This window comes from Halorientalis persicus (assembly GCF_900110215.1).
Lineage (GTDB): Archaea > Halobacteriota > Halobacteria > Halobacteriales > Haloarculaceae > Halorientalis > Halorientalis persica.
On sequence record NZ_FOCX01000003.1, the window covers coordinates 105,455 to 132,121 of the forward strand.

Here is a 26,667-nt window from a genome sequence, read left to right on the forward strand (position 1 = left end):
CGCGGGGGGAGTCGTCTAGTTTCTATTCCTGCATTTCCTATTTGGAATTTACGATCCCACAGAACGAGGGTCGCCGCGGTCGAAGGGTCGCGCGCGACACGAGAAGAGTGATTTCGGGCCAGGAGGTGTATCAGTGCAGTCGCGATGTCCGCCGAGTTACCTGTCGACACCGGTGACGATCCCCGCCTGCACACCGACCACGTCCGCCACCTGCCGCCTCGGCGCGGCGATCGCCGCTGCGACCGGCCTCCAACTGGGGGCCGACGACCCGGTGACCCACGGGACGACGCCGGCCGATCCTCCCGAGCGGCCGGTGAGCGCGCCGGTATCAAAACTACCATGGCCCCCGGCCGAGGAGTAGGGGGTATCAGGTGGTTTCGGTGACCAAGAAACAGGAATACACGGGCGACTATCCCGACAAGACGCTGTATCTCCCGGGTCCGACGGAGGTCCGCGACGACGTGATCGAGGCGATGGCGGAACCGATGTTCGGCCACCGCATGGATCGGATGACGGACCTCTACACGACCATCGTGGAGGACACCAAGGAGTTCCTCGGCACCGACAACGAAGTGATCGTCCTCACGGCCTCGGGGACCGAGTTCTGGGAGGCCACGACGCTCAACCTCGTCGAGGACCGGATGCTGGTGCCGACCTCCGGCAGTTTCAGCGAGCGCCAGGCCAACGTGGCCGAACGGCTGGGCAAAGAGGTCGACCGCATCGAGTACGACTGGGGGCAGGCGATCAAGCCCGAGGACATCCGCGACGCCCTCGAATCGAGCGACGAGGGCTACGACGCCGTCGGCGTCGTGATGAACGAGACCTCGACGGGCGTTCGCAACCCCGTCGAGGAGATCGGCGACCTGCTGGGTGACTACCCGGACACCTACTTCGTCGTCGACGCCATCTCCTGTCTCGGCGGGGATCGGATCGACGTCGAGGCCCACAACATCGACTGCATCTTCACCTCCACGCAGAAGGCCTTCGCCATGCCGCCCGGCCTGGCCGTCTGTACCGTCAGCGACGACGCGTACGAGCGCGAGGTCGAGAAGGGTGACTCCTCGTGGTACGGCGGCTTCCGGCGCTGTCTGGACTACTACGACCGGAAGGGCCAGACCCACTCGACCCCGGCGATCCCGATCATGCTCGCCTACCGCAAACAGATGAAACATATGCTGGAGGAAGGCCACGAGGCCCGCGACCAGCGCCACCGCGAGATGGCCGAGTACACCCGCGAGTGGGCCCGCGAGCACTTCGGTCTCTACCCCGAGGACGGCTACGAGTCCCAGACCGTCACCTGCGTCGAGAACACGCGGGGCATCGACGTGGCCGAGACCGTCGAGCAGGTGTCCGAGGAGTACGACATGGTCTTCTCCAGTGGCTACGGCGACATCTCCGAGGAGAGCTTCCGCATCGGGCACATGGGCGAACACACCGTCGAGAGCATCAAGGAACTCACCGACGCCATCGAGGACGTGGCCGGGCTCTGAGCGAGCGTCGAACAATCACACTACGTCAGTCGGCTGTTTTGCACCGTGGTCGAGTAGTTCGCTGTCGAACGAGACCAGCGTCGCGTCGACGGCCTCGGCTGCTGCGAGGACGAGCGCGTCCATCGGGTAGAGGAGTGTTTCCGACTGGAGTCGGTTCGCTTCGAGCATATCCGATGCGTCCGGAAACGTGACTGTCGTCCGAGTGGTAATACGGTTCTCGATCCGGTCGATCCGATCCCGTTCGAACTGTTTTTTCTTCGAGAGGACACTCCGGAGTTCCATCAAATTCAGCACCGAGACGTACGGTTCGTCGGCTTCGTTGAGGAGATCGATAGCCAGATCGGATCGTTCGGTATCGTTCGTCACTGCGGCCACGAGGACGTTCGTGTCGAGAAGTAACTTCATAGCCGCTCGCGAACGTCCCGAACCGCCTCGACGGAATCGACTTCGATGTCGACCGCCAGTTCCTCGAGCGCATCACCGAGCGGCACCGTCTCGTCGTCCGCCGGGTCCGTGGCGATGAAATCCTCGAAATCATCCGTCGTGAGGCCCATACAGGACAGTTGTGCTGCTGTTTGCAAAAACCTGCTGGTGGGTCCACGTGGCCCTCCAGAGCGGTTCCAAGAGTATCCGGGAACGCACCGACGCCATCGAGGACGTGGCCGGGCTCTGAGCGACGTACCGTCCGGGACCACCGGACTCTATACGCACCCGCTATAGGTCCCGATATGGACGCGGACGCACCGGCCGACAACCCCTACGTCACGGACCCGGACACCGACTTCACGCCGGTCGGTGATCTGAGCGAGAGTCGGGCCCGCGAGCAAGCCCGGCAGTTGCGCGAGGCGATCCGCTATCACGACTACCGCTACTACGTCGAGACCGACCCCGTGATCGGCGACCGCACCTACGACGCGCTCTTCTCGCGGTTGCAGGAACTGGAAGACGCCTTCGACCTCGACCGCGAGGACAGTCCGACCCGACGGGTCGGCGGCGAACCCGTCGACGAACTCGATTCGGTCGAGCACGTCGCGCCGATGCTGTCCATCGACCAGAGCGGCGAGGCCGAGGAAGTCCGGGCGTTCGACGAGCGGGTCCGGGACGGGTTGGCCGACGCCGACTGGGAAGGGGACCTGCAGTACGTCTGTGAGCCGAAATTCGACGGGCTCTCGGTCGAGATCGTCTACGAGGACGGACAGTACGAACGGGCGGCGACCCGCGGCGACGGCGTGGCGGGCGACGACGTGACCGAGAACGTCCGGACGATCCCGAGCGTGCCCCAGCGGCTCCGCGGGGACTACCCCGACTTCCTCGCGGTTCGGGGCGAGGTCTATATGCCCAAGGACGCCTTCCGGGAGTACAACAAAGAGCGTGTCGAGCGCGGCGAGGACGCGTTCGCCAACCCGCGCAACGCCGCCGCCGGGACCCTCCGGCAACTCGACCCCTCGATCACGGCCGAGCGCCCCCTCTCCGTGTTCTTCTTCGGCGTGCTGGACGCCAGCGAGCACAGGGACAGCCAGCAGGCCGACCTGCGGGCGTTCCGGGAGTGGGGTCTTCGGGTCGCCGACGAGGTCGAGGTGGTCGACGATATCTCGGCAGCCATCGACTACCGCGACGCGATGCTCGACGAACGCGACGACCTCCCCTACGAGATCGACGGCGTCGTGATCAAGGTCGACGACCGCGAGGCCCGTGACCTGCTGGGGGCGACCAGTCGCCACCCGCGGTGGGCCTTCGCCTACAAGTTCCCCGCCCGCAAGGAGGTGACCCGGGTCACCGACATCGTCGTCCAGGTCGGCCGGACGGGGCGGTTGACCCCCGTCGCTCTGCTGGAACCCGTCGAGGTTTCCGGCGTGACGGTCTCGCGAGCCAGCCTCCACAACCCCGAGGAGATCGAGCGGTTGGGCGTCGGCGTCGGTGACTCGGTGCGAGTCAAACGCGCCGGCGACGTGATCCCCGACGTGGAGGAAGTCGTCGCGGACCGGACCGAGAGCCACTTCGACTTCCCGGATCACTGCCCGGCCTGTGACAGCGCCGTCGAGCGCGACGGGCCGATGGCCTACTGTACCGGCGGGCTGGCCTGTCCCGCCCAGCTGGAGCGGGCCATCGAACACTACGCCAGCCGCACAGGGTTAGACATCGAGGGGCTGGGGCCCGAACGCATCGACCAGCTCATGGACGCCGGGCTGGTCGAGGAACTGCCGGACCTCTACGCCCTCGACCGCGAGACCGTGGCCGACCTGGAGGGGTGGGGCGAGACGAGTGCGGACAACCTGCTCGCGGAGATCGACGCCGCCCGCGAGCCGCCGCTCCCGGACTTCCTGGCGGCCATCGGCGTCCCAGAGGTCGGGACGAGCACCGCCAAGTCGCTGGCCGGCGAGTTCGGCGACCTCGATGCGGTGCTGGCCGCCGACACCGAGGAGCTACAGACTGTCGACGACGTGGGCCCGACCGTCGCCCGCGAGATCCGGGAGTTTTTCGACTCCGAACGCAACCGCGCGGTGATCGAGCAGTTACGCGAGCGCGGCGTCGACCCCCAGCCGGTCGAGCTCGATGGCGGCGACGAACTGGACGGGCTAACCTTCGTGTTCACCGGGTCGCTCGACGAGTACACCCGTTCGGCGGCCCAGGATCTCGTGGAACAGCACGGCGGGTCGGCCACCAGCAGCGTCTCGGGCAACACCGACTATCTCGTCGTGGGCGAGAACCCCGGGACGAACAAGCGCGCGGACGCCGACGCCGAGGACGTGCCCGAGATCGACGAGGGCGAATTTCTGGATCTGCTCGACGAGCGGGGCCTGCGCTGAGTCTGCCCGTGTCGCTGTCTGTTTTATATCCTCTGGCGGCGTAGTCGAGCGTATGATCCTCCAGTTCGGTGCGTTCGAGGGCCTCGTCGCACTCGGCATGATATTCGTCGTCTTCGGCCTGGGCCTGGCGCTCGTCCTCGGCATCGCCTACATGGACCACCGCAAGGAGATGCGGCTGATCGAGGAAGGCGCCTACGCGGAAGCCGCCGAGGACAGTCGGGCGTGGATCCTCGCGGTCGGTCTCTTGCTGGTCGCCATCGGCCTGGGCAACGCCATCGAGAGCTACCTCGGTGGAGCAGGAATCGAAGGGATCACTGCCTTCCTCGTCGGACTGGCGGCGCTGGCGTACTACGCTATCAAGCGCCGGCAGGGACGGTCTGGGACGGTGGGGGAGGGAGGCGACGACGAGACGAGCGCCTGAGCCGGTCGGCGCGTCCCGGACCGCCTACACCTCGTCGTCGGGATCGTGTTTCTCGGCCATCCGTTCGGCCTCGGTCGCGTAACGCTGTCGGTCCCCGGGATCGACGGCCTCCAGGCGGTCGGGTTCCACGTCCAGCCCCGCCGTGACGGTCGAGTCGAACAGCATCCGCGTCGAGCGTTGCTGGACGACCGCCCGTTCCCCCGCCGGCGTGGCGTAGACGAGTTTCACCATGTCCTCGTGTTCGTACTCGCGGGCGACCAGCCAGACGCGCACGGTGTCGTCGGACATCAGATCTCGTCGTCGGGGTCGTTGTTCTCCGCGACCCGGGCGGCCTCGTCGGCGTAGCGCTCCCGCAGGTCGGAATCGTCGACCGGTTGCAACTGGTCGGCTGTGGCCTCCTTGGCAGCGGTGACGCCGCTGCCCTGGAGCATATTCGACGAGCGGTTGCTCTGCATATAGCGTTCGCCGTCGGGCGTGGCGTAGACGAGCGTGAGCAGCCCCTTGTCGCTGTACTCTCGCTCGACGAGCCAGACCCGTTCGGTGCCGTCGGTCATGGTCGCGGGTTCGGTGCCGGGCGGCTTGTATCCACTCATCGCGGCTCCGCGGCCGAGTCGCGCGCCAGATTCATGTGCACACCTCGCCAACCGGAGAGCCGATGGCGCGCTGGGAGGCACGGGCGAACGAACGACTCCGGAACGGCGAGACCGTCGAGGCGAGCGTCCCGGTCGGCGAGAACGGCGTCGTCGTCACCAGCCACCGCGTGTTCGCGTTCACGCCCACGAGCGATGGTCGGAACTTCCGGGCCGTCGAGCGCCCCAACGTCGAGGGGGTCGGCACGGCGGCCACGAGCGAGATCGACTGGCTCGGTCGTGCCGGCAAGGCCGCCCTGGCCGGGGTCGCGGGCGTCGCGCTCGGCCTGACGGTCGACTTCGGGACCCTGCTGGACCTCGGCGAAATCGGCAGTCAGGGTGCCGGTCGCCTCGGCATGGGCGGGATGCTGGCCGTCCTCCAGCGAATCTCGCAGTTGCTCGGACTGCTCGACGACGCGTTGCTCGTGGGGGGGCTCCTCGCGCTGGCGGGCGCGCTCGGGGCGCTGGGACTGTACCTCCAGAGTCGGACGAAGACGCTCCGGATCGCGGTCGCGGGCGGGCCGGACCTGCACGTCCCGGCCGCCGACCGGGGCGACGCTGTCGTGCGGTTGCGCCGGCACCTCGTCGACGGCGACTCGTCGATCCCGGTCGACACGGGAGCGGACTCCTCGGCGGACGAGGGCCCGGCAGTCGACGCGCCGGGAACCGATACCGTGCCGGGAGGCGACGACCCGCCCGACCGCGGGACGCTGGGGACGGTGCTGGACTCGTTGCGGGCGGACGGTCCAGACGAAGAGTAATCCACATACCCCGTCGACCCGTACGGCCGCCGAGATGGACCCGAGCGAGGTCCGGGCGCGTGCGGCCGACTTGCCCCGCGAGCCGGGGAGCTACCAGTTCCTCGACGAGTCGGGGGCCGTGCTGTACGTCGGCAAGGCCGTCGACCTGCGCGACCGGGTGCGGTCCTACGCCGATCCGCGGGGCGAGCGGATCCGCCGGATGGTCGAACGGGCCGCCGAGCTCGACGTGGCCGTCACCGACACGGAGACCCAGGCACTCCTGCTGGAAGCCAACCTCATCAAGCGCCACCAGCCCCGCTACAACGTCCGGCTGAAAGACGACAAGTCCTACCCGCTGGTCCAGTTGACCGCCCACGCGGTGCCCCGGATCGAGATCACCCGCGACCCCGACGACGACGCGATCGTCTACGGCCCGTTCACCGACAAGGGCCGGGTCGAGACGGTGGTGAAGGCCCTGCGGGAGACCTACGGCCTCCGGGGCTGTTCGGATCACAAGTACGCCAACCGCGACCGCCCGTGTCTCGACTACGAGGTGGGCCTCTGCACCGCGCCCTGCACCGGCGAGATCAGTGAAGCAGAATACGCCGAGGACGTCGAGAGCGTCCGGCGGTTCCTCGAGGGCGAGACCGGCGTCCTGACCGATCCCATCCAGCGGGAGATGGAGCGTGCGGCCCAGGAGGAGGCGTTCGAGCGCGCCGCGAACCTCCGGGATCGGCTGGCGGCCGTCGAGGCGTTCCACGGCGAGGGCGGTGAGGCCGTCAGCGCCGGCGGGAGCGACCGCGGGCGGGCCGTCGACGTGCTGGGCGCGACCGTCGAAGGCGACGAGGCGACCGTCGCCCGCCTCCACGCCGCCGATGGCCAGCTCGTCGAGCGAGAGCGCCACACGCTGGCCGCGCCGGATGGCGACGGCGGCGAGACCCGGATCGGCGCGGTGTTCGCCGCGTTCGTCCCGCAGTACTACGCCGAGCGCGAGTTGCCCGACGCCATCCTGCTCTCGGAGCGGCCCGACGACCCCGAACTCGACGCCTGGCTCGCCGCCGAGGGAGTCGAACTCGGAGTGCCCGGCGCGGGCCGGGAGGCCAAACTGGTCGAGCTGGCGCTGAAAAACGCCCGCCGGGGTGTTGGCGCGCGGGACGACGAGGGGGCGGCGCTCGCGGATGCGCTCGGGCTGGACGCGCCCGTCGAGCGCGTCGAGGGGTTCGACGTGAGCCACGCGCAGGGTAGTGCCGTCGTGGGCAGTAACGTCGTCTTCGTCGACGGGAGCCCCGAGAAGCGCGACTACCGGCGGCGGAAACTCGACGAGCGCAACGACGACTACGCGAATATGCGCGCGCTGGTCCGCTGGCGGGCCGAGCGTGCCGTCGAGGGCCGGGACGACCGGCCCGACCCCGACCTGCTGCTGATCGACGGCGGCGACGGGCAACTCGGTGCGGCCCGGGACGCGCTGGCCGAGACCGGCTGGGACCGGCCGGCCATCGCACTCGCCAAGGAAGAGGAACTGATCGTCACCCCGTCGGGAACACACGACTGGGACGACGACGCGCCCCACCTCCACCTCTGTCAGCGCGTCCGCGACGAGGCCCACCGCTTCGCCGTCCAGTACCACCAGTCACTCCGTGACGACGTGTCGACGGCACTCGACGACGTGCCGGGAGTCGGTCCCGAGACCCGCCGGCGACTCCTCCGGCGGTTCGGGAGCGTCGAGAACGTCCGCGGGGCCGACCCCGATCAGCTCCGGCAGGTCGACGGCGTCGGCGAGAAGACCGCCGAGACCATCGCCTCGCGACTGTGACCGCGAGCGCACCGACGATCTGATGGGATTCCAACAGGACGGGGTGGCGGTTCAGTGGCCTCTGTGCGGTTCGTTTCGTTCGCGATGGGCTGGGAAAATTCTAAGGCGTTGCAGAATGATATGAACACGAACATGGGGGAGGGACCGACCAGCGCGAGCGTCGCGGGTGGTCCGGCGCTCGGAGACAGTACGGCGGGACGGAGGACCGACCGGGAGTCACGGGCGTGTCAGTCCGGGGGGACACGGCGGGGACGCCGTCGACACGCCTGCGGTCGGTCCGGAGGGGGACCGGGAGATGATACCTGACGAGGGCACGCCCTGGCCGGTGATCGGCGGGTTCGTGGTCATCCTCGGCGTCGCCGTACTCGGCGGTCTCGCACTCTCGAACGCGGGGCCGGCCGGCACGGCGCTCGCCACGCAGTCCGACGACACCGACTGGAACACGACCAACGGGTCCGAGTCGGTCGCCCCGGGCTGTCCGCCCGCCGACGCGCTCCGGCAGGAGGTGTTCGACGGCCTGGAAACCCGCAGCATCGAGGAAGTCAGGTCGACCATTCCGTCCGAGGCCGTCAGATGCCTCCCCGAGGACGTGCGGGCGGCGCTGAACCTCGGGAACGAGACCGACGGCACCGATTCGACCGACGACGCCAACACGACCGAGGAGACGAATTCGACTGACGAGACCGACGACACCGACGACTGTCCGCCAGCCGACGTGACCCGGCTGGAGGTCGACGCGGCACTGGCTGACAGCTCCAAGGCGGCGGTGCGGTCGGAGTTCAGCGACGAGGAGATCGACTGTCTCCCCGCGGACGTGAAAGACCAGCTGGGTATCGGGGACGACAGCGACGGAGACGAGAACGGGACCGACGACACCGACGACAGCACGGGCGGGGTCGACTGCCCGTCGGACGAGGAGATCCGCGAGACGGTCGATGCGGCGCTCGAGAGTGCATCGGCCGCGACGGTGCGCGCACAGATCCCCGACGACTACGACGACTGTCTGCCAGCGGACGTGCAATCGAAATTGAACGAGGGGACCAACGCGACTGCGGGATCGACGGCCACGGACGACGCGACCGGATCGGGGAGTGACACCCAGACGGAGACGGACGGTGGCGACGTGGACTGTCCGCCGGCCGAAACCATCCGGAAGGACGTGAACAGGACCCTCGAGAAGATGTCGGCCGCGCAGTTCCGGACGATGGTGCCCGATCAATACGTCGAGTGTTTCCCGCCGGACGTACGCGAACGCCTCGGGCTGACGGCGGAGACGACGGCGACCGACGGCGAGTCGTCGCCGTCGGCCAGCACCGACGGGGCATCGACCGGTTCGTCGACGCCGACGGGCGACCCGGAGTCCGAGGTGCTCGACTCCGACGGTGACGGCGTCGTCAACGCGCGCGATCACGCGCCGTACAACGCCAGTGTGCAGTTCGCGGATTCGGACGGTGACGGCGTCCCGGACCCGTACGACTACGCCCCACACGACCCCGGCGTGCAGGAGAAAGACGACGTGGCTGGGGCCGCCGATCCGGGCGGTGGCGACGGAAGCGGTGACGGGAGCGGCGACAGTATCCCGGTCGCCGCCGGGTCGGCGTTGCTCCTCGTGCTTGCGGCCGGCACGGGTGTGATCGCCTACCGGTATTACGGCGGAAGCGACGGCGACGGCGATGGATTACCGGAGCCAGCCAGCACCGGGCCGGTGGGAACCGGCGGGTCGGGCGCCGAACCACACGACGTGTTCGGGCAGAGTGCGTTCGAGCCCGACGAGGCGGCCGGCACAGGCGCGGAGTTCACGTTCGACGACCACGACGGCGACGACGGCGGGTTCGTCTTCGACAACGATCCGGACGACGAGGACGTGATCACGCTCGACAGCGACGGTTCGGTTCCCGACGAGGAGACCGAGACCGGCTTCGTCTTCGAGGGCGGGCCGAGCCCGGAACTCGACGACGCGGGTGAACCCGCGGACGATTAGTGCGCGGGTGAACCGACACGCCCACCAACAGTTAAATCGCGAGCCGCCGAAGCACCAGTCATGACGGACGGGGGCCGGGAGAGTCTCGCGTACAAGCTCGGGCGAGCGACCGCGAGCGGCGGCCCCTCGGCCTCGCCACGCCGAATCGCGGCCTCGCTGGCCGTCTTCGCGGTCGTGCTGTTCCTCTTCGGCGCGATCGGCGGGACGGAACTCGTTGGGGTTCTCCTGTTGGCAATCGTCGTCGTGGCGGTCAACAGCGCGGTCGTCATCGTGCAGGCCACCGAGAAACAGGTGCTGACGGTGCTGGGGAGTTACCGACGGACGCTCGAACCGGGAATCAACTTCGTGCCGCCGTTCGTGTCGACGACCCACAGCTACGATATGCGAACGCAGACGATGGACGTGCCACAGCAGGAGGCGATCACGCGTGACAACTCGCCGGTGACCGCCGACGCCGTCGTCTACATCAAGGTGATGGACGCGAAGAAGGCCTTCCTCGAGGTCGAGGACTACAAACGCGCCGTCTCGAACCTCGCCCAGACGACGCTCCGGGCGGTGCTGGGCGACATGGAACTGGACGACACGTTGAGCAAGCGCAACGAAATCAACGCCGTCATTCGCCGGGAACTGGACGAACCGACCGACGAGTGGGGCGTCCGCGTCGAGTCCGTCGAGGTTCGGGAGGTGAAACCCTCCGCGGACGTGGAGGACGCCATGGAGCAACAGACCGCCGCCGAGCGCCGCCGCCGCGCCATGATCCTCGAAGCGCAGGGGGAACGGCGGTCGGCCATCGAACGCGCCCAGGGCGACAAACAGTCCGACATCATCCGCGCCCAGGGTGAAAAGCAGAGCCAGATCCTCGAAGCCCAGGGCGACGCCGTCTCCACGGTGTTGCGCGCCCGCTCCGCCGAATCCATGGGCGAGCGCGCCATCGTCGACAGGGGGATGGAGACGCTGTCGAGCATCGGCCAGAGTCCGTCGACGACGTACGTCCTGCCCCAGGAACTCTCCTCGCTGGTCGGTCGCTACGGCAAACACCTCTCCGGGAGCGACGTACAGACCAGCGGTGAGGGGACGCTGGAGAGTCTGGAGTTCGACGCGGAGACCCGCGAGATGCTCGGCCTCGACGACATCGCGGCGACCCTGGAGGAACTCGACACCGAGGCCGAGCGGCCGACGGGCACCGCCGAGGCGGCGGCCGACGGTGACGACTGACCGAACGTCCACCGGTTCGAGGGATACGCCGGCGTGCGTTCGGGATCACAACTATTGAGCGGCGGGGCGACGTACCGCTCGTCACGATGCCCACGCTCTCCCGCATCACCGTCTTCCCCGTCAAATCCCTGGACGGGCTGACACTCGACAGCGCCACCGTCGGCCCGCGGGGTGCGCTCGAACTCGACCGCGAGTACGCCCTGTTCGACGCCGACGGCGAGTACGTCAACGGGAAAGCCACCGCGAAGATCCACTGGCTCCAGTCGTCGTTCGACCCCGCGACCCACGAACTGACGATCGGTCGATACGGCGACGACGAACGCCACACCTTCGGCCTCCGCGACGAGGCGGGGCGAGCGGCCTGTGGCGAGTGGCTCACCGACTTCTTCGGCGACCCCGTCACCGTCGAGCGCGACGCCGCGGGCGGCTATCCGGACGACGAGGAGTTACACGGCCCGACGGTGATCAGTACGGGGACCGTTCGGGCAGTGGCGGACTGGTTCGACCTCCCGCCCGAGAACGTCCGGCGGCGGTTTCGGGCCAACGTCGAGATCGACAGTCCGGAACCGTTCTGGGAGGATCGACTGTTCGCCGACCACGGCGAGGTCGTCGCGTTCACGGTTGGAGACTGCCGCTTCCACGGCGTCAACCCGTGCCAGCGGTGTGTCGTGCCGACGCGGGACCCGGACACGGGCGAGGAGATCGCAGACTTCCGCGAACGATTCGCCGAACGTCGGGAGGCGACGCTCCCGGAGTGGACGCCCTCCGATCGGTTCGACCACCCCTATCGGCTGATGCTCAACACGGTGGTCCCCGAAGCGTCGTGGGACACCGAGATCGCGGTGGGCGACGAGGTAGCGGTCGAGGGCGTGCGAGCGGCCGAGGTCTGAAGTCAGTCCTCGTCGAGTCTGACGGTCATCACCGGGACCGGGGACTTGCGGACGACTTTCTCGGCGACGCTGCCGATGAGGTAGTGGTCGATGCCGGTCCGGCCGTGGGTGCCCATGATCACGAGGTCGACCCCGAGGTCCTCGATGGCGTCGAGGATCGCGGTCTTGGGGACGCCGTCGGCGACGTGGGTCTCGACGGTCACGTCGTCGGGGAGTGCGGCGACGGCGTCCTCGACGGCGGCCTCGGCGCGCTCGTGTTCGGCCTCGTCCCAGACCTCCGGCGAGAGGCCGCTGCTGGGGCTCTCGAAGCGGTTGCGCGTGTCGGCGACCGAGAGGACGTGGACCGTGGCGTCGAAGCGCTCGGCGACGGCCGCGGTGTGGTCGGCGGCCGCGGCGAACCCCTCGCTGCCGTCGGTGGGGAGGAGGATGTCCTGATACATATCTACCTGCGGTGTGACGCCCCGGCGTCAAAAGGGGTGGGATCAGAAGCCGCCGGACATCAGGAAGAGCGCGACGGAGATGACGGCGAAGAGGACGCCGACGCCCTTCTGCAGCGTCCGCGTGTCGAGCGCGCTGGAGACGTAGGGGGCGACCTGTCCCCCGGTGACGGTCGCGGGGACGGTGAACACGACCATGTTCCAGGGCGTCTCCGCGATGCTCAGCGCGTGGATGCCGGGGATCACGGTGCCGGCGAAGACGTGGACGAGCGACGCCAGCACGGCCGTGACCGCGACGACGATGTGGTTGGTCCCGATGGCCACCTTGGTCGGGACGTTCGTCCGGAGCTGGGAGATGATACCGAGTTCGCCGATGCCGAAGCCGGCAAGCCCCTGGAAGGTGCCGCCGACGCTGTAGTTGGCGAAGCGTTCGAGGTACCCCGACCACGTGTACTGGTAGGTCTCGCCCTGCGTGTCGACGCGCGTGATCTGGCCCTCGTCGTCGGCGTCGACGCCGGCGGGCCCGAGTTTGCCGGCGTCGTCGGGCAGGTCCCGCTCGGGTCCACCGTCGGTCGTCACTTCCGTCTCGTCGCCGGACGGTTCGTCGTGGCTGAGGTCTGCCTTGAACATGAGGTACGCGGCCGTCAGGAGGGCCGCGCCCAGCGCCGCGTGGAACAGCCACCCGGGAATGAAAAAGGACAGCAGCGCGCCCCCGATGACGAAGGGGACGGCCCCGCCGACCAGGGTGAGCGCCAGTCGGCGGTCGACCAGCCCGTGCCGGACGAACGCGATGGCCGAACTGGACAGGCCGAACGACTCGCTGATGAGGCTAACTTTCACGATCGTCTCGGTGGTGATCGGCGGCTCTACCAGCGCGTCGGGCGCGAGAAAACCCGCAAACAGCGGGTAGAGGAAGATGAAAAACGGCACGAACAGCGCCGAGCCGCTGATGCCGACGGTGTTGACGGTGGTGGCCCCTAGCAGGAAAAACGGGAACAGCCACCAGAACCGGAGCCAGTACTCCGTGCCGCTCCCAGTGGTCGGGGCGAACAGCAACACGAACGCCACGAAGACGACTGGGGCGATGAACACGAAGAAGTGCTGATACCGCAGGAACGTCTTCTGGAACCGACTGGACCTTGACGACGCGGTCATTGAGTTGTGAGTGCCGGTTTGGGAATTGCTTTACAAAGGCCTTGTCGTTTGCTCGGACAGTGAGCCACGAGAACCGGACACAACCGGCAATATTTCTGCCGGCAGTGACAGACCGTTATATTTCCTGCCGGGTTAGTGGCAACAACTGCCGATTCGACCACCGACGAATACGTTCCCCGAATCTTTAATACAGACCCGAATAAACTAATGGGTGTAATGAGCCTTAAGGAGGGACTTCCAACGGAGAACGAGCAGTCTGCAGAGACCGAGCGCCGGATGGACTCGGAGTCTCTCCCGCCGACAGCGGAGCCCCCGAAGACGGGACTCCGCGGGAAACTGGCGCGGTTCAGTCGCGAGTGGTCGCGCCGCTACGTCGAGATGCGCCTCGACGCACGCAGATAAGCGAGCGCACACGGAGCGCCGAGCGAACGCTTGTGTGAATCAGCCGGTACCGGTCAGTTTACGGACCGGATGCGGGAGACCGAGTCTTCCGGCACGGTTTCTGTGGTCGCCAACCGATCAGCACCGTCCGTCCCGATCAGAACTCCTCGGCCGGTTCCGGGACGACGCCCTCCTCGGCCTCGTCCTGTAGCTCGTACTCCTGTCTGAGTTCGCGGATGCGGTCGCGGATGTCCGCCGCGAGCTCGAACTCCAGGTTGTCGGCGGCCTCCGCCATCCGTTCCTGCAGGTCGGCGATCAACTGCTCGGCCTCGCCCTCGTCGCTCGGGTCCATCCCCGAGACGCCGCCGGTGTCGGTCTTGGAACCGGGGAGGTTGGTCTCGCCGACGGGCTTGTCGATGGTCGTCGGCTCGAAGCCGTGTTCCTCGTTGTACTCCTGCTGGATCTCGCGGCGACGGTTGGTCTCCGCGATGGCCGACTCCATGGCCGAACTCACGTCGTCGGCGTACAGCACCACCTCGCCGTTGACGTTGCGGGCCGCCCGCCCCATCGTCTGGACGAGCGTCGTCTCCGACCGGAGAAAGCCCTCCTGGTCGGCGTCGAGGATGGCGACGAGGCTCACCTCCGGGATGTCCAGCCCCTCCCGGAGCAGGTTGATGCCGACGAGCACGTCGATCTCGCCCAGTCGCAGCGAGCGGACGAGTTCGTGGCGTTCGAGCGTGTCGGTCTCGTCGTGCATATAGGCCACGTCGATCCCGGCCTCTTCGAGGTACTCGGTGAGGTCCTCGGCCATCCGCTTGGTGAGGGTCGTCACGAGGACGCGCTCGTCGCGTGCGATCCGGTCGTCGATCCGGTCCATGAGGTCGTCGATCTGCCCCGTCGCGTCGGCGATCTCGACGGCCGGGTCGACGAGGTGGGTCGGCCGGACGATCTGTTCGACCACCTGCTCGCTGACCTCGCGCTCGTAGTCCGCCGGGGTGGCGCTCACGAACAGTATCTGGCCGGTCTTTGCCTCGAACTCCTCGAACGTGAGCGGGCGGTTGTCGAAGGCGGTCGGGAGCCGAAACCCGTTCTCGACCAGACTCTCCTTGCGTGACTTGTCGCCCTCGTACTGCCCGCGGATCTGCGGGACGGTCTGGTGGGACTCGTCGATCACCGTCAGGAAGTCGTCGGGGAAGTAATCGAGCAGGGTATAGGGAGCTTCGCCGGAGTCCCGATCCGAGAGGTGGACGGAGTAGTTCTCGATGCCCGAACAGTAGCCGGTCTCCCGGAGCATCTCCAGATCGAAGGTGGTGCGTTCCTCGATGCGCTGGGCGGCGACGGCGTCGCCGTTGCGCTCGAAGTACCGCACGCGCTGGTCCATCAGCTCCTCGATCTCTTCGATGGCTTCTTCCAGTCGCTGTTCGGGGATGGAGTAGTGTTCCGCCGGGTGGAGCAAGACGGCGGGGTCGGTGCTCTTGACCTCCCCTTCGAGGGGGTCGATCTTGACCAAGCGGTCGATCTCGTCGCCCCAGAACTCCACGCGGACGGCGTAGCGCCCGTACATCGGGTAGATTTCGAGGGTGTCGCCCCGCACGCGGAAGGTACCCTGCGTGAAGTCCACGTCGTTGCGTTCGTAGTTGAGGTCCACCAGCCGGCCCAGCAACTCGTCGCGTTCGATCTCCTGGCCCTGCCGGAGTTCGAGGGACATATCGACGTAGTTGCGCGGGTCACCGAGACCGTAGATGGCCGAGACGGAAGCGACGACGATCACGTCGTCCCGCGTCAGGAGCGAGCGGGTCGCGGAGTGTCGCAGCCTATCGATCTCGTCGTTGATCGAGGCGTCCTTGTCGATGAAGGTGTCCGTCTGCTCGACGTAGGCCTCGGGCTGGTAGTAGTCGTAGTAGCTGACGAAATATTCGACGGCGTTGTCCGGGAACAGTTCGCGGAACTCCTCGTACAGTTGCGCGGCGAGGGTCTTGTTGTGGGCGATGACCAGCGTCGGCTTTTGAATCTCCTCGATCACCCACGACACGGTGTTGGTCTTGCCCGAGCCGGTAACGCCGAGCAGGGTCTGTTCGTCCATGCCCTGGCGGAACCCCTCGGCCAGCTGTTCGATGGCCTCGGGCTGGTCGCCCGCGGGGTCAAAGGGCGCGTCGACGCGGAAGTCCCGGTCCACGTCGGGACGGTCGGGCGAGAGGGGGCTCCCGGAGGTGTCGCTCATTGTCGGAGTGGTAGGGCTGGAAGGACTTGGGTGGCTCGCTCCCGGTCACCCCTCCACCGCCCCACCCTCGGCACCCGTCCCCGACCCGCCGGTTCGGAGGTGGAGGTAGCTCACGCAGGCGAGCGAGACGAGGCCGCTGACGGCGGCGAGCGCGAACATGACGCGGTAGCCGAACATGGTGTAGACCCGGGCACCGGCGAGGGTCTCGCCGGTCCAGTAGGCGTCCAGAATCGCGCCCATCGCGGTCGGGAAGACGGCCGCGCCGGTGAAGGCGACGGCGTTGACCGCGCCCGTCGCGACGCCGGAGGCACCCGCCCCGTGGCGGTTCTTCACGACGGTGTATCCCAGTGCGTACGACCCGGCGAGGAAACTCACCGCGAAGAAGGCGACTCCGACGACGAGGAACGGGGGTTTGCCGACCAGCGAGAGGGCGGCGAACGTCGCGGTGTAGAGGACGCCGCCGACGACCATCAGCTCCGTGCGTCGACCCAGACCGTCCGAGATGCGGCCGACGACGGGCGGGCCGACGAGCAGGCCGACGCTGCCCAGCAGGGTCAGCGTCGACGCGGTCGTGATGGACACCTCGTAGACCTGCGAGACGTAAGGGACGCCCCACAGCCCGAGGACGGTGATGTTGAGCCCCGTCGAGGTGAACAGGGCGAGGCCGGCGAGCCAGGTCTCGCGCTGGCCGAAGACGGTCCGGACGTTCCGGCCGACTTCCCGCAGGGAGAGCGTCGGTGCGGACGGCACGTTGTCCAGCGACCGGAGACCGGCGTCCTCGGGGGTGTCCCGGGCCAGCACCCAGACGAGGGTGGCGATCAGCAGGCCGACGATACCGATGCCCAGCAGGGTCGTCCGGACACCGAGTGCGGCCACCGTGATCGCGAGCGGCGTCGTCGCGAGGATACCGCCGAGGCCGGCGACGCCGACGGTGAGGCCGTTCATCGTGGCGAACTCGCCGGGGCGGAACCAGTTGGCACAGAACCGCAGGATGGCGATGAAGACGACGCTGCCGCCCAGACCGATACAGAGGCGCGCGAGGAAGGCGACGGCGTAGGAGTCCGCGAGGCCAAAGGCGAGGCCGCCGACGCTCATCACGACGGTGCCGGCGGTCGCGGTCCGGCGGATGCCCAGCCGGTCGGCGAGGACGCCCGCGATCACCTGCATCGGTGCGTAGACGTAGAAAAACGCCGAGTGGAGGGTCCCGAGGGCGGTCCCGGTGGTGTCGAACGCGGCCATCAGATCGGCCGAGAGGACCGCCGTCGAGAGGCGGTGGACGTTCACCAGCAGAAACGCCGTCGCCAGTGCCGTCCACACGATCCAGCGCCGCCGAATCGGATCTGACCAGATGCCCATCATCGGAGCAACCGACACCAGTTCAAAAAACGTTGTGTCGGTTCGGGAAACAGTCCCACGGTCCGAAACAACGTTCGCTTGGCCGTGGTTCCGGGTGGGTCACTTCCGGAAACGGGGCCAGTGGTTTTTTGAGTGGGTTCCGTGCTCCGGGACATGGACGCCGCCCTCCCCGTCCAGATCGAGGCGATCGAACCGGGAACGGTTCGTCGTCGGCCGCGACGCAGTCGCCACGTCCGCCTGCAGGCCGACGGCGCGACCATCGCCGTCTACGATCCCCAGACCGTGGTGACGCCGGACGCCGTCGGCACCGAGCGGGAAGTGGAACTCTCGGCGGAGGTCCCGTCGGTCGAACCCTGCCCCACGGGTGAGGTCGGCATCGACACTCTGGCGGACGGCGACGCCGTGACCTTCTACGGTATCGTCGTCACCTTCGACGACCCGGGGACGGCGGCGTTGCTCGACGTGGGCGCGGGAACGGTCCAGTTCGACACGAGTTCGGTCGACCAGCGGCTCTACGTCGGCGACTTCCTCGAACTGGCCGACCCGGTCGTCCACGTCACCGGAATGTCGCCGACGGGCCAGTCCTACGACGCGTACCTGTCCCAGCTGGATAGCGACCACCCGGCCGCGCGTCGCGAAGCGGCGACACACCTCGGCCACCGCGGACGGGAGTGTGCGGTCGACCGACTGGTCGCGCAGTTCCGCGCCGAGCGCGACCCGAGCGTCCGCCGGGCGGTCGTGACGGCGCTCGGACGGCTCGCGGTGACGGCCCGGCGACCGGACGAACGCCCCGACCCGCGGATTCGCTCGACGCTGGAGGCGGCGACGGGTGACGAGGCCCGAGAAGTCAGGGATGCCGCCGACGACTGGCTCGACCGCGTCGCCGACTACTGGTTCCCCTGAGTCCGATAGAGGGCGACCGAAGCGAGCAGGGCGACCACGCCGGCGGCGGCCGCCAGCCCGAACGCGACCCGGTAGCCAAGCGTCGAGTAGACCTGCGCGCCGTTGATCGTCTCACCGGTTCTGTAGGCGTCCAGTACGAGCCCCATCAGCGTCGGGAACAGCGCCGCGCCGGTGAATCCCATCGTGTTGACCGTTCCGGTGGCGACGCCGCTGGCCCCGCTCGCGTGGCGCTCCTTGATGACGGTGTAGCCCAGCGCGTACCCGCCGGCCAGAAAGCCCGCGGCGAAGAAGGCGACGGCGACGACGGGCAAGGGCGGCCGGCCCGTGATCGCGAGCAGGGCGAACGAGCCGGCGAAGGCGGCCTGTGCGGCGACCATCAGCCCCAGTCGCCGACCCAGGCGGTCCGAGAGCCAGCCGACCAGCGGCGGCCCGAGCAGGAGGCCGGCGCTCCCGGCGAGCGTGTACACCGACGCGCCGGTGACGGAGACGCCCTCGTAGGTCTGGACGACGTAGGGGACACCCCAGAGGCCGAAGACGGTGATGTTGACGCCGGTGCCACAGAACAGGACGGTGCCGACGAGCCAGGTCTCCCGTTCGCGGAGGACGCCCGCGGCGTTGGCGGCCACCGCCGACAGCGAGGGCGTCTTCGCCAGTGGCACGCCCTCGATCTCGGCGAGACCGGCGTCGGCCGGTGAGTCCCGGGCCAGCAGGTAGGCGACGGTCGCCAGCACGAACCCGGCGAGCCCGAGCCCGAACAGCGTCGTCCGCCAGTCGGTCGCCGCGACGACGACCGCCAGTGGCGTGGTCGCGAGGACGCCGCCGAAGCCGGCGGCGGCGATCGTCAGGCCGCTCATGCGGGCGAACTCGGTCGGTCGGAACCAGTTTGCACAGAAGCGAAGGATGGCGATGAACAGCAGACTGCCGCCGAGGCCGATCAGTGCCCGGGCGAGGAAGGCCACCGGATAGGAGTCCGCGACCGAGAAGGCGAGCGCACCGACGCTCATCACGACCGTGCCGGCGGTGACGGCACGACGGCTTCCGACTCGATCCGCCACGAAGCCCGCGGGGAGTTGCATCGCCGCGTAGATGTAGAAAAACGAGGCGTGCAGGGTGCCAAGCGCCGCGCCGGTCGTGTCGAAGGCCGTCGCCAACTGCTCGGCCAGCACCGCCGTCGAGAGTCGGTGGACACTGACCAGAGCGTAGGCCGCCGCGAGCGCTGTCCAGGCGATCCAGCGACGCTTCGTCGGGTCCGACCAGATGCGCACACGTCCCGGTGGAACCTACGGGCTGTTAAGTATTTGTAGTCGAGAGGTAGTCAACGTTCATCCTAGCAGTCGTCGACGAAACATTGTTTGGTAGTGTCTGGCAGGGAAGTGTGGCGGGAGGGCGGTCGCCGTGCAGTCGGGCACCAGCATCCGCCGAGCAGGATGGGACCGGCGGTCCCGCTTGCAGTCAGATGTCGACGACTTCGCGCCGGCGACGAAGCGAGGCGGTTCGTGGGCAAGTATCCGGCGGCCGGCGGTTCACGCGAGCAGCGAAGCCGCTCGCGCCTTTTTCGCCCACGTTCGCGGGAGCATGGCTCCCGCGAGCCCGCCAGAGATCGGAGATCTCTGGAGACGTTTTTTGCTCGGGGGGATGCGCTCGCGCTGCTCGCGCACTCCTCCAGGAAAAAGGTGGGGACGAAAGAACACAAATTTAAGCGGCGGCGGGGTAGAAGCGGGCACTATGGGTAAGAAGTCGAAGGCCAAGAAAAAGCGCCTCGCCAAGAAGGACCGACAGAACAGCCGAATTCCGGCGTGGGTCATGCTCAAGACGGACCGCGAGGTCCAGCGCAACCCCAAGCGCCGCAGCTGGCGTAACAGCGACACCGACGAATAATGAGCGCGAGTGACTTCGAGGAGCGGGTCATCACCGTCCCGCTCCGTGACGTGAACGCGGAACCGAAACACGAACGCGCCGGCAAAGCGATGACGCTGATCCGCGAGCACCTCGCTCAGCACTTCAGCGTCGACGGTGACGCCGTTCGGCTGGACCCCTCGATCAACGAGGAGATCTGGGAGCGCGGCCAGAAAAAGCCCCCGAGCAAGCTTCGCGTGCGGGCCGCCCGCTTCGAGGAAGAGGGCGAGGCCGTCGTCGAAGCAGAGACGGCATAGCTTTGCTCCGCGCGGCCTTCGCCGGTTCGGCGTACGTCGGCGTCTTCGCCCGGGCCACCGACGACTGTCTGCTCGTTCGCCCCGACGTCGACGACGACCTTCGTGAGGACCTCGCCGACGAACTCGAGGTCCCGGCCGTCCCGACGACGGTCGGCGGGTCGGGCACCGTCGGTGCGCTGGCGACCGGCAACGAGAACGGCCTGCTGGTCAGCGGCCGCGCTACCGACCGCGAACGCGAGACGATCACCGAGGCCGTCGACCTGCCAGTCACCGAACTCCCGGGTCGGATCACCGCCGCCGGCAACGTCGTTCTGGCCAACGACACTGGCGCGTACCTCCACCCGGACCTCTCTCGTGAGGCCGTCCAGACGGTGAAAGACGCCCTGGACGTGCCCGTCGAGCGCGGCACGCTGGCCGGCGTTCGGACCGTGGGCACCGCCGCCGTCGCCACGAACCGCGGCGTCCTCTGTCACCCCAAGACCACCGACGAGGAACTGGACTTCCTCGAGGACCTGCTCGACGTGCCGGCCGATATCGGGACGATCAACTACGGCGGGCCGCTCGTGGGCTCGGGCCTGCTCGCCAACGAGAACGGCTACGTCGTCGGCGAGGACACCACAGGGCCGGAACTGGGCCGGATCGAGGACGCGCTGGGCTACATCTGACCGCGTCTTGATCGGCGGGCGCTCGACACCCGCACAGTCCCCCCATCGTATGTCGCTCTCCTGGCAGATACGTCGGCGACCGGCGGCGGCTTCCACGGGGGCCGGGAGCCTGCGAGAGTCTGTGAACGTTTTATACCTCGGCGCATATGCGACAGTATGGCCACAAGTACGGAGACGAACACCGTCGTCGCGTTCGTCCGCGAGCGAGCGGCCCTCATCGCCCTGGGGCTTTTCCTCGCCTTCCTCGTTGCGGATCTGTTCCGCAAACTCGGGACCGGCGCACTCACGGCCGCGAGTCTCGCCGGCTTCGTCAAGGACGGTACAGTGCTCGGGTTGTCGCTCGGTCTCGCGGGCATCGGACTGGCGATGACCTACAGCATCCTCAACTTCGCCAACTTCGCGCACGGCGATTACATCACCGTCGGCGGCGTGGTTGGCTGGATCACCGCGTTCCTCGTCGCCGGATCGGGGTCCGCTAACGTCGAACAGCTCGTCTTGTTGCGGGCGTCGTCACGGACGCTCGGTATCAGCGTCACGACAGCCCCGGTCGCCATCGTCCTCGGGTTGATCGTCTCGGTGGTGGTGACCGCCGGGCTCGCGCTCCTGATCGATCGGCTGGTCTTCCGACCGATGCGCGGCCAGCGCGGGATCGCCCTGCTCATCGCGAGCGTCGGCGTCGCCCTCGCGGTGCGGTATCTGCTGGTGTTCGTGCTCCAGACGGGTCCACGCGGGCTGACCGCCGGGCAGGTCACGCCCTCGTGGGACCTCCCCGTCGGCGGCGGGACGGTGACGGTCACCGCCCACGAACTCACGCTCGCCGTGCTGGCGGTGGCGCTGATGCTCGGCACGCACGTCCTCCTGCGGTACACTACGTTCGGCACCGCCATGCGTGCGATGGCCGACAACGAGGACCTCGCACAGGTCAGCGGCATCCCGACCGAGCGCGTGATCCGCACCACCTGGTTGCTCGGTGCCGGGCTGACGGGCGCGGCCGGGTTCCTGATCGCGCTCGAACGGGGCGCGCTCACCACGAGTTTCGGGTGGCAACTCCTCCTGCTCGTGTTCGCGGCGGTCATCCTCGGCGGGATCGGGTCGGTCTACGGCGCGATGGTCGGCGGGCTCGTGATCGGGCTCGCGAGCCGACTCTCGGTCGTGTGGCTCCCCGAGAGTTTCATCATCGCGGCGGCGTTCGTCGTGATGATCGTCATGTTGCTGGTCCGCCCGAAGGGACTGCTCGGCGGGGTGACGACCGTATGAGCGCCCGAATCGACGACGGCACGGCCGCCGTCGCCGAGTGGTTCGACGGGCGGAGCGACGCCGCACTCCTGCTGGTGCTGGCCGTCGGACTGTACGCGCTGTTCACGGGCGTTTCGCTCGTGCTGGGATACGATCTCGGGGGGATCGTCAACACGCTTCGGCGGATCACGTTCCTCTCGGCCATCTACGCGATGCTCGTCCTGGCGTTGAACCTCCAGTGGGGGTACACGGGCCTGTTCAACCTCGGTGTCGCCGGGTTCATGGCTGTCGGCGTCTACACGATGGGGATGCTCAGCACCGCACCCACGACGAACCCGCCGGGGCTGGGTCTCCCGCTCCCGATCGGAATTCTCGGGGGCGTCCTCGCCGCCGGACTGGTCGGGGCCGTCGCCTCGTTGCCGGCCCTGCGCCTGCGCGGCGACTACCTGGCCATCGTCACCCTCGCCTTCTCCGAGATCGTCCGACTGACCTACCGCTCGCCGGTGTTCGAGACGTTCTCGGTCGCCGGTCTGTCGCTCGGGACCGGCGGCTCGACGGGGATGTCTCTGCCCACCAATCCGATCCGGATGCTGTTCTACGAGAACCCCCAGGCGGTCACGTCGCCGCCGTCGGCCTTCGGCGAGGCGGTGTTCGGGACCTTCGAGGCCCTGGGCGTTCGTGCGCCGGTCGTCGAGGGGATGGCCTACGCGATCGCCCTCCTGTTCGTCGTCGCCGGCGTGTACGTGCTGTTGCGTCGCGTCGGGAATTCACCGTTCGGCCGCGTGTTGAAGGCCATCCGCGAGGACGAGACCGTCGCGGGCGCGCTCGGGAAAGACACCCGCTTGTTCAAGGTGAAGGTGTTCGCGCTCGGCTGTGGGCTGATGGGGCTGGCGGCCATCCTCTGGCGGATCGGCGGGCTCGCCTCGACGGAGGACTTCCGGCCGATCACGACCTTCTACGTGTTCGTCGCGCTCATCATCGGCGGTGCCGGCTCGAACACCGGGAGCGTGGTGGGCGGTGCAGTGTTCGCGAGCCTGCTGTTCGAGGGCCCCAACTTCGTCCGTCGAGTCGTCACGCAGTACGTCGACATCGGCATCGGCCAGACGCCCAACACCATCTTCGAGGCCGTGGGGCCGCTGGCGTCGCTGGACGTGACGCCCCTGCTCGCGTACACGATCTCGGACGTGAACGTCTCGGCGCTCCGGCTCGTCTTGCTCGGCGTCGTCCTCATTTACCTCATCCAGAACCGACCGGAGGGCCTGCTCGGCCATCGGACGGAGACGGCCGCGAGCGTCGATCTCAGCGAGCGGCCGGGAGGTGAGGACCGATGACGACCACCGCGCCCGACAGCGACGGCGCGACCGCCGAAGAATCGGCCGCGACCGGCGACGCGGACGCCGACGACCCGCTGTTGCGGGTCCGGAACCTCGAGAAGACCTTCGGCGGGATCACGGCCGTCGACGGCGCGACCTTCGACGTGGAACGGGGCACGATTACTGGGCTGATCGGGCCCAACGGGGCGGGCAAATCGACCACCTTCGACCTCGTCACGGGCGTGCAGACGCCCGACAGCGGGCAGGTGGTGTTCGACGGGACCGACATCACGGGCTGGCGACCCCACCGCGCGGCCAACCGGGGCCTGGTCCGGACGTTCCAGATCGCCCGCGAACTCGACGAGATGACCGTCCTGGAGAACGCGATGCTCGCGCCACGCGGCCAGGTCGGCGAGAAACTCTGGCGGGCGGTCCTCCCCGGCGCTCGGAGCGCGGTCGTCCGGCAGGAAGAGCAACTGCGCGAGCAGGCCTGGGAGACCCTGGAGTTCCTCGAACTCGACCACCTCGCCGAGGAGTACGCCGGCGCGCTCTCGGGCGGCCAGCGCAAACTGCTGGAACTGGCCCGGGTCCTGATGATCGAACCGGAGATGATCCTGCTCGACGAGCCACTGGCCGGCGTCAACCCCACGCTCGAAGAGAAACTCCTCGACCGGCTCCACGCCCTGCGGGAAGACGGGTACACGTTCCTGCTCGTCGAACACGACATGGACGTCATCATGAACCACTGTGAGCCGGTGATCGTCCTCCACCAGGGTGAGGTGCTGGTCGAGGGCTCGCCCGAGCAGGTGCAAAACGACGACCGTGTGCTGGAGGCGTACCTCGGAGGTGAGGTCTGATGGCGCTGCTGGAGATCCGCGACCTCGACGCCGGGTACGGGGATCTACAGATCCTCGACGGCGTCGACATGAACGTGGACAGCGAGGAGTACGTCGCCATCGTCGGTCCCAACGGGGCCGGCAAATCGACAGTGATGAAGTCGGTTTTCGGGCTGACCACCTACATGGGTGGCTCGGTCGAGTTCGACGACGAGGAGATCAGCGGGCTGGGTCCCTCCGAGATCATCACGCGCGGGCTGAGTTACGTCCCGCAGAGCGACAACGTGTTCGCGGGGCTGACGGTGCGGGAGAACCTGGAGATGGGTGCCTACACACTCGACGGCGTTCCCGAGTCCAGGGTCGAAGCGGTGTTCGAGCGCTTCCCGATTCTCGAAGAGCGCCAGGGTCAGCGGGCCGGGTCGCTGTCGGGCGGGCAACAGCAGATGCTCGCGATGGGGCGGGCGCTGATGCTCGATCCCGACCTGCTCTTGCTGGACGAACCCAGCGCGGGGCTGGCCCCGGATCTGGTCGACGAGATGTTCGACCGGATCGACGAGATCAACGACGCGGGGACGGCCGTACTGATCGTCGAGCAAAACGCGAAGGAGGCCCTCCGTCGGTGTGATCGCGGGTACGTCCTGGTGCAGGGACAGAACCGCCACGAGGACACCGGCAGGGCCCTGCTCGACGACGAGCAGGTCCGTGCGGACTTCCTCGGGGGGTAATCAGGGCGTGATCGTCTCGACCGTCTCCACGCCGGAGTCGGTGAACTCGAAGTACTCGTAGGTGGCCGCCGCCAGGTCGCCGGCCTCGTCGAAGGCTACGGGCCCGGAGACGCCCTGGTAGTTGACGGCGTCGCCGTTGGCGGCCATCTCGATCCCGTCGGCGAGGTTGCCCGGCGTGATCTCCTCCCCGTCGCCCTGTGCGACCGTGCGCATATTGTCCCGGACCGCCGCGCCCGAGTTCTCGCCCGCGGCGGCGTTGGCCAGCACCAGCACGGCCGCGGCGTCGTAGGACTGCCGCGTGAACGGTTTCCCCGACGGATCCCCGTCGTAGACCTGCTGGTACTGCTCCGTGAAGAACTCCACGCCGGGGCCTTCACCGAGCGGCGCGGTCCCGGTGACGTTGTCCATGCTGCGCCCGACGTTGGCCGGGAGGTCGCCCGACTGGAGTCCGTCCGAGACGAGGATGTCCCGGTCGGCGCTGTAGTCGTTGTAGTAGTCCCGGAAGATCGTGACCCCGCTCCCGGGGTAGCCGACGACGACCAACACGTCGGGGTCGTCGCTCAGCGCCTGACTCAACTGCGAACTGTAGGAGTTCTGCCCCTCCGAGTACGACACCGACGCGGTGACGGTCCCGCCGTACTCGTTCTCGAAGGCGTCGACGAACCCGGCCGAGAGCCCGTTGCCGTAGGCGTTGTTGAGATACAGCGTCGCCGCGCTGCTGTGGCCCTGCCGTTCCGCGGCGATCTGGGCCAGCACCTGCCCCTGAAGGGCGTCGGTCGGCGGCGTCCGGAAGAAGTAGTCGTCGTCTTCGAGCGTCGTGAAGTCCGGCGCGGTACTGGCCGGCGAACACATCGTGATCCCGTTGGGGATCGCGACCTGGTTGGCCACCTGCAGGCTGACCTCGGAACTGAGCGCCCCACAGATCATCGGATAGCCGGCGTTGACCAGCGCGTTCCCACCGCTGACACCCTGACTCGCCGCCGTGGCCGTGTCCTCGAACTGTACGTCGACCTCGAAGTCCGTGTCGGCGTCGTTGACCTGCTGTGGCACCAGCTGGGCCGCGTTGCGGATCGGCGGCCCCAGGTCGCTCAGCCCGCCGGTGACGCCCATCAACAGGCCCATCCTGATCGTGCGGCCACTGCCGCCGCCGTCGCCGCCGGTACACCCTGCCAGGCCGGCGACACCGGCGCCTGCGATTCCTCCGAGCACCTCGCGTCTCCGTAGCCGTCTCGTCATACGTGGGTGTGGTTACCTCTCATGGTATATATACTGTTGTGTTACCGAACGTGTCCCATGACCC

The 26,667-nt window shown here is 68.0% G+C and carries 28 protein-coding genes; 18 read left to right on the plus strand and 10 right to left on the minus strand.

Annotated elements, in window-relative coordinates:
- Positions 1 to 133: 133 nt before the first annotated feature.
- Together BMX17_RS25005 and BMX17_RS04285 are read left to right on the plus strand one after the other, a co-directional pair.
- Complete coding sequence (locus tag BMX17_RS25005) at positions 134 to 361, plus strand: hypothetical protein (RefSeq protein WP_139203424.1); 228 nt, start codon at positions 134 to 136, stop codon at positions 359 to 361.
- A 19-nt stretch (positions 362 to 380) separates the two neighbouring features.
- Positions 381 to 1,490 (plus strand): pyridoxal-phosphate-dependent aminotransferase family protein, encoded by a 1,110-nt coding sequence (locus BMX17_RS04285; protein ID WP_092658459.1) that lies wholly within the window; start codon positions 381 to 383, stop codon positions 1,488 to 1,490.
- Between the two features lie 15 nt (positions 1,491 to 1,505).
- Here BMX17_RS04285 and BMX17_RS04290 read toward each other — a convergent pair whose 3' ends face one another.
- Positions 1,506 to 1,895: a type II toxin-antitoxin system VapC family toxin gene (locus BMX17_RS04290; protein ID WP_092658019.1), complete on the minus strand. Its 390-nt coding sequence runs from the start codon at positions 1,893 to 1,895 to the stop codon at positions 1,506 to 1,508.
- A complete protein-coding gene (locus BMX17_RS25880) occupies positions 1,892 to 2,044 on the minus strand; it encodes a hypothetical protein (RefSeq protein ID WP_170845323.1) in 153 nt (50 codons plus the stop codon). The genes BMX17_RS04290 and BMX17_RS25880 overlap by 4 nt, the downstream gene beginning before the upstream one ends.
- Before the next feature lie 174 nt (positions 2,045 to 2,218).
- Between BMX17_RS25880 and ligA the strand changes: the two genes are divergently transcribed.
- Positions 2,219 to 4,297, plus strand: a complete 2,079-nt coding sequence (gene ligA, locus BMX17_RS04295) for an NAD-dependent DNA ligase LigA (protein WP_092658021.1) — start codon at positions 2,219 to 2,221, stop codon at positions 4,295 to 4,297.
- 52 nt (positions 4,298 to 4,349) lie between these two features.
- Positions 4,350 to 4,718 (plus strand): hypothetical protein, encoded by a 369-nt coding sequence (locus tag BMX17_RS04300; RefSeq protein ID WP_211611286.1) that lies wholly within the window; start codon positions 4,350 to 4,352, stop codon positions 4,716 to 4,718.
- A 24-nt stretch (positions 4,719 to 4,742) separates the two neighbouring features.
- Here the strand turns inward: BMX17_RS04300 and BMX17_RS04305 are convergent, their stop codons facing one another.
- Together BMX17_RS04305 and BMX17_RS04310 are read right to left on the minus strand one after the other, a co-directional pair.
- The gene (locus BMX17_RS04305; protein WP_092658023.1) at positions 4,743 to 5,006 is read right to left on the minus strand and encodes a DUF7967 family protein; all 264 of its coding nucleotides are present in this window, start codon (positions 5,004 to 5,006) and stop codon (positions 4,743 to 4,745) included.
- A complete protein-coding gene (locus BMX17_RS04310; RefSeq protein WP_092658025.1) occupies positions 5,006 to 5,272 on the minus strand; it encodes a DUF7967 family protein in 267 nt (88 codons plus the stop codon). Before BMX17_RS04310 ends, BMX17_RS04305 begins: the two co-directional genes overlap by 1 nt.
- 101 nt (positions 5,273 to 5,373) lie before the next feature.
- Between BMX17_RS04310 and BMX17_RS04315 the strand changes: the two genes are divergently transcribed.
- The 5 genes from BMX17_RS04315 to BMX17_RS04335 all read left to right on the plus strand — a co-directional run bounded on the left by BMX17_RS04315 (position 5,374) and on the right by BMX17_RS04335 (position 11,986).
- Positions 5,374 to 6,108 carry a hypothetical protein gene (locus BMX17_RS04315; protein ID WP_092658027.1) on the plus strand — a complete coding sequence of 245 codons (735 nt, stop codon included), beginning with the start codon at positions 5,374 to 5,376 and terminating at the stop codon, positions 6,106 to 6,108.
- Positions 6,109 to 6,142: 34 nt separating this feature from the next.
- Positions 6,143 to 7,900, plus strand: coding sequence for an excinuclease ABC subunit C (locus BMX17_RS04320; RefSeq protein WP_092658029.1), 1,758 nt, complete (start codon positions 6,143 to 6,145; stop codon positions 7,898 to 7,900).
- Between the two features lie 166 nt (positions 7,901 to 8,066).
- Positions 8,067 to 9,881: a hypothetical protein gene (locus BMX17_RS25885; protein ID WP_092658031.1), complete on the plus strand. Its 1,815-nt coding sequence runs from the start codon at positions 8,067 to 8,069 to the stop codon at positions 9,879 to 9,881.
- A 60-nt stretch (positions 9,882 to 9,941) separates the two neighbouring features.
- Positions 9,942 to 11,096, plus strand: coding sequence for an SPFH domain-containing protein (locus tag BMX17_RS04330; protein ID WP_092658033.1), 1,155 nt, complete (start codon positions 9,942 to 9,944; stop codon positions 11,094 to 11,096).
- 86 nt (positions 11,097 to 11,182) lie between these two features.
- Positions 11,183 to 11,986: an MOSC domain-containing protein gene (locus tag BMX17_RS04335; RefSeq protein ID WP_092658035.1), complete on the plus strand. Its 804-nt coding sequence runs from the start codon at positions 11,183 to 11,185 to the stop codon at positions 11,984 to 11,986.
- A 2-nt stretch (positions 11,987 to 11,988) separates the two neighbouring features.
- Here BMX17_RS04335 and BMX17_RS04340 read toward each other — a convergent pair whose 3' ends face one another.
- Positions 11,989 to 12,426, minus strand: a complete 438-nt coding sequence (locus BMX17_RS04340; protein ID WP_092658037.1) for a universal stress protein — start codon at positions 12,424 to 12,426, stop codon at positions 11,989 to 11,991.
- Positions 12,427 to 12,468: 42 nt separating this feature from the next.
- Complete coding sequence (locus BMX17_RS04345) at positions 12,469 to 13,578, minus strand: sulfite exporter TauE/SafE family protein (protein WP_092658039.1); 1,110 nt, start codon at positions 13,576 to 13,578, stop codon at positions 12,469 to 12,471.
- Positions 13,579 to 13,794: 216 nt separating this feature from the next.
- Between BMX17_RS04345 and BMX17_RS04350 the strand changes: the two genes are divergently transcribed.
- Positions 13,795 to 13,980: a hypothetical protein gene (locus BMX17_RS04350; RefSeq protein WP_092658041.1), complete on the plus strand. Its 186-nt coding sequence runs from the start codon at positions 13,795 to 13,797 to the stop codon at positions 13,978 to 13,980.
- Between the two features lie 136 nt (positions 13,981 to 14,116).
- On the opposite strand, the gene uvrB is transcribed toward BMX17_RS04350, so the two are convergent.
- Positions 14,117 to 16,180 (minus strand): excinuclease ABC subunit UvrB, encoded by a 2,064-nt coding sequence (gene uvrB, locus BMX17_RS04355; RefSeq protein ID WP_092658043.1) that lies wholly within the window; start codon positions 16,178 to 16,180, stop codon positions 14,117 to 14,119.
- A gap of 45 nt (positions 16,181 to 16,225) precedes the next feature.
- A complete protein-coding gene (locus BMX17_RS04360) occupies positions 16,226 to 17,536 on the minus strand; it encodes an MFS transporter (RefSeq protein ID WP_092658045.1) in 1,311 nt (436 codons plus the stop codon).
- Positions 17,537 to 17,689: 153 nt separating this feature from the next.
- Here BMX17_RS04360 and BMX17_RS04365 point away from each other — a divergent pair, with 153 nt between their 5' ends.
- The gene (locus tag BMX17_RS04365; protein ID WP_092658047.1) at positions 17,690 to 18,439 is read left to right on the plus strand and encodes a HEAT repeat domain-containing protein; all 750 of its coding nucleotides are present in this window, start codon (positions 17,690 to 17,692) and stop codon (positions 18,437 to 18,439) included.
- On the opposite strand, the gene BMX17_RS04370 is transcribed toward BMX17_RS04365, so the two are convergent.
- Positions 18,424 to 19,704, minus strand: a complete 1,281-nt coding sequence (locus tag BMX17_RS04370) for an MFS transporter (RefSeq protein WP_092658049.1) — start codon at positions 19,702 to 19,704, stop codon at positions 18,424 to 18,426. The genes BMX17_RS04365 and BMX17_RS04370 overlap by 16 nt on opposite strands.
- A 460-nt stretch (positions 19,705 to 20,164) precedes the next feature.
- Here BMX17_RS04370 and BMX17_RS04375 point away from each other — a divergent pair, with 460 nt between their 5' ends.
- From BMX17_RS04375 to BMX17_RS04405, 7 genes are all read left to right on the plus strand, one after another.
- The gene (locus BMX17_RS04375; RefSeq protein ID WP_092658051.1) at positions 20,165 to 20,317 is read left to right on the plus strand and encodes a 50S ribosomal protein L39e; all 153 of its coding nucleotides are present in this window, start codon (positions 20,165 to 20,167) and stop codon (positions 20,315 to 20,317) included.
- Complete coding sequence (locus BMX17_RS04380) at positions 20,317 to 20,592, plus strand: 50S ribosomal protein L31e (protein WP_092658053.1); 276 nt, start codon at positions 20,317 to 20,319, stop codon at positions 20,590 to 20,592. Before BMX17_RS04375 ends, BMX17_RS04380 begins: the two co-directional genes overlap by 1 nt.
- Before the next feature lie 2 nt (positions 20,593 to 20,594).
- A complete protein-coding gene (locus tag BMX17_RS04385) occupies positions 20,595 to 21,257 on the plus strand; it encodes a translation initiation factor IF-6 (RefSeq protein ID WP_092658055.1) in 663 nt (220 codons plus the stop codon).
- A 156-nt stretch (positions 21,258 to 21,413) separates the two neighbouring features.
- On the plus strand, positions 21,414 to 22,514 hold the full coding sequence (locus BMX17_RS04390; protein ID WP_092658057.1) for a branched-chain amino acid ABC transporter permease: 1,101 nt from the start codon (positions 21,414 to 21,416) through the stop codon (positions 22,512 to 22,514).
- Positions 22,511 to 23,824 carry a branched-chain amino acid ABC transporter permease gene (locus tag BMX17_RS04395; RefSeq protein WP_092658059.1) on the plus strand — a complete coding sequence of 438 codons (1,314 nt, stop codon included), beginning with the start codon at positions 22,511 to 22,513 and terminating at the stop codon, positions 23,822 to 23,824. Before BMX17_RS04390 ends, BMX17_RS04395 begins: the two co-directional genes overlap by 4 nt.
- On the plus strand, positions 23,821 to 24,663 hold the full coding sequence (locus BMX17_RS04400) for an ABC transporter ATP-binding protein (protein WP_092658061.1): 843 nt from the start codon (positions 23,821 to 23,823) through the stop codon (positions 24,661 to 24,663). The genes BMX17_RS04395 and BMX17_RS04400 overlap by 4 nt, the downstream gene beginning before the upstream one ends.
- Entirely contained in the window at positions 24,663 to 25,367 is a 705-nt protein-coding gene (locus BMX17_RS04405) for an ABC transporter ATP-binding protein (RefSeq protein ID WP_092658063.1), read from the plus strand. Before BMX17_RS04400 ends, BMX17_RS04405 begins: the two co-directional genes overlap by 1 nt.
- Here the strand turns inward: BMX17_RS04405 and BMX17_RS04410 are convergent, their stop codons facing one another.
- Positions 25,368 to 26,603 carry an ABC transporter substrate-binding protein gene (locus tag BMX17_RS04410; protein ID WP_092658065.1) on the minus strand — a complete coding sequence of 412 codons (1,236 nt, stop codon included), beginning with the start codon at positions 26,601 to 26,603 and terminating at the stop codon, positions 25,368 to 25,370.
- Positions 26,604 to 26,667: the final 64 nt, after the last annotated feature.

What these genes read in the sequence shown, in the direction of transcription:
- BMX17_RS04320 (WP_092658029.1), top strand. Translation starts at nt 6,143, where the DNA reads ATGGACCCGAGCGAGGTCCGGGCGCGTGCGGCCGACTTGCCCCGCGAG.
- BMX17_RS04310 (WP_092658025.1), bottom strand. Translation starts at nt 5,272, where the DNA reads ATGACCGACGGCACCGAACGGGTCTGGCTCGTCGAGCGAGAGTACAGC.
- BMX17_RS04345 (WP_092658039.1), bottom strand. Translation starts at nt 13,578, where the DNA reads ATGACCGCGTCGTCAAGGTCCAGTCGGTTCCAGAAGACGTTCCTGCGG.
- BMX17_RS04400 (WP_092658061.1), top strand. Translation starts at nt 23,821, where the DNA reads ATGACGACCACCGCGCCCGACAGCGACGGCGCGACCGCCGAAGAATCG.
- BMX17_RS04405 (WP_092658063.1), top strand. Translation starts at nt 24,663, where the DNA reads ATGGCGCTGCTGGAGATCCGCGACCTCGACGCCGGGTACGGGGATCTA.
- BMX17_RS04305 (WP_092658023.1), bottom strand. Translation starts at nt 5,006, where the DNA reads ATGTCCGACGACACCGTGCGCGTCTGGCTGGTCGCCCGCGAGTACGAA.
- BMX17_RS04330 (WP_092658033.1), top strand. Translation starts at nt 9,942, where the DNA reads ATGACGGACGGGGGCCGGGAGAGTCTCGCGTACAAGCTCGGGCGAGCG.
- BMX17_RS04360 (WP_092658045.1), bottom strand. Translation starts at nt 17,536, where the DNA reads ATGGGCATCTGGTCAGATCCGATTCGGCGGCGCTGGATCGTGTGGACG.
- BMX17_RS04365 (WP_092658047.1), top strand. Translation starts at nt 17,690, where the DNA reads ATGGACGCCGCCCTCCCCGTCCAGATCGAGGCGATCGAACCGGGAACG.
- BMX17_RS04395 (WP_092658059.1), top strand. Translation starts at nt 22,511, where the DNA reads ATGAGCGCCCGAATCGACGACGGCACGGCCGCCGTCGCCGAGTGGTTC.
- BMX17_RS04340 (WP_092658037.1), bottom strand. Translation starts at nt 12,426, where the DNA reads ATGTATCAGGACATCCTCCTCCCCACCGACGGCAGCGAGGGGTTCGCC.
- BMX17_RS04375 (WP_092658051.1), top strand. Translation starts at nt 20,165, where the DNA reads ATGGGTAAGAAGTCGAAGGCCAAGAAAAAGCGCCTCGCCAAGAAGGAC.
- ligA (WP_092658021.1), top strand. Translation starts at nt 2,219, where the DNA reads ATGGACGCGGACGCACCGGCCGACAACCCCTACGTCACGGACCCGGAC.
- BMX17_RS04390 (WP_092658057.1), top strand. Translation starts at nt 21,414, where the DNA reads ATGGCCACAAGTACGGAGACGAACACCGTCGTCGCGTTCGTCCGCGAG.
- BMX17_RS04380 (WP_092658053.1), top strand. Translation starts at nt 20,317, where the DNA reads ATGAGCGCGAGTGACTTCGAGGAGCGGGTCATCACCGTCCCGCTCCGT.
- BMX17_RS04350 (WP_092658041.1), top strand. Translation starts at nt 13,795, where the DNA reads ATGAGCCTTAAGGAGGGACTTCCAACGGAGAACGAGCAGTCTGCAGAG.
- BMX17_RS04410 (WP_092658065.1), bottom strand. Translation starts at nt 26,603, where the DNA reads ATGACGAGACGGCTACGGAGACGCGAGGTGCTCGGAGGAATCGCAGGC.
- uvrB (WP_092658043.1), bottom strand. Translation starts at nt 16,180, where the DNA reads ATGAGCGACACCTCCGGGAGCCCCCTCTCGCCCGACCGTCCCGACGTG.
- BMX17_RS04290 (WP_092658019.1), bottom strand. Translation starts at nt 1,895, where the DNA reads ATGAAGTTACTTCTCGACACGAACGTCCTCGTGGCCGCAGTGACGAAC.
- BMX17_RS25880 (WP_170845323.1), bottom strand. Translation starts at nt 2,044, where the DNA reads ATGGGCCTCACGACGGATGATTTCGAGGATTTCATCGCCACGGACCCG.
- BMX17_RS04300 (WP_211611286.1), top strand. Translation starts at nt 4,350, where the DNA reads ATGATCCTCCAGTTCGGTGCGTTCGAGGGCCTCGTCGCACTCGGCATG.
- BMX17_RS04315 (WP_092658027.1), top strand. Translation starts at nt 5,374, where the DNA reads ATGGCGCGCTGGGAGGCACGGGCGAACGAACGACTCCGGAACGGCGAG.
- BMX17_RS04335 (WP_092658035.1), top strand. Translation starts at nt 11,183, where the DNA reads ATGCCCACGCTCTCCCGCATCACCGTCTTCCCCGTCAAATCCCTGGAC.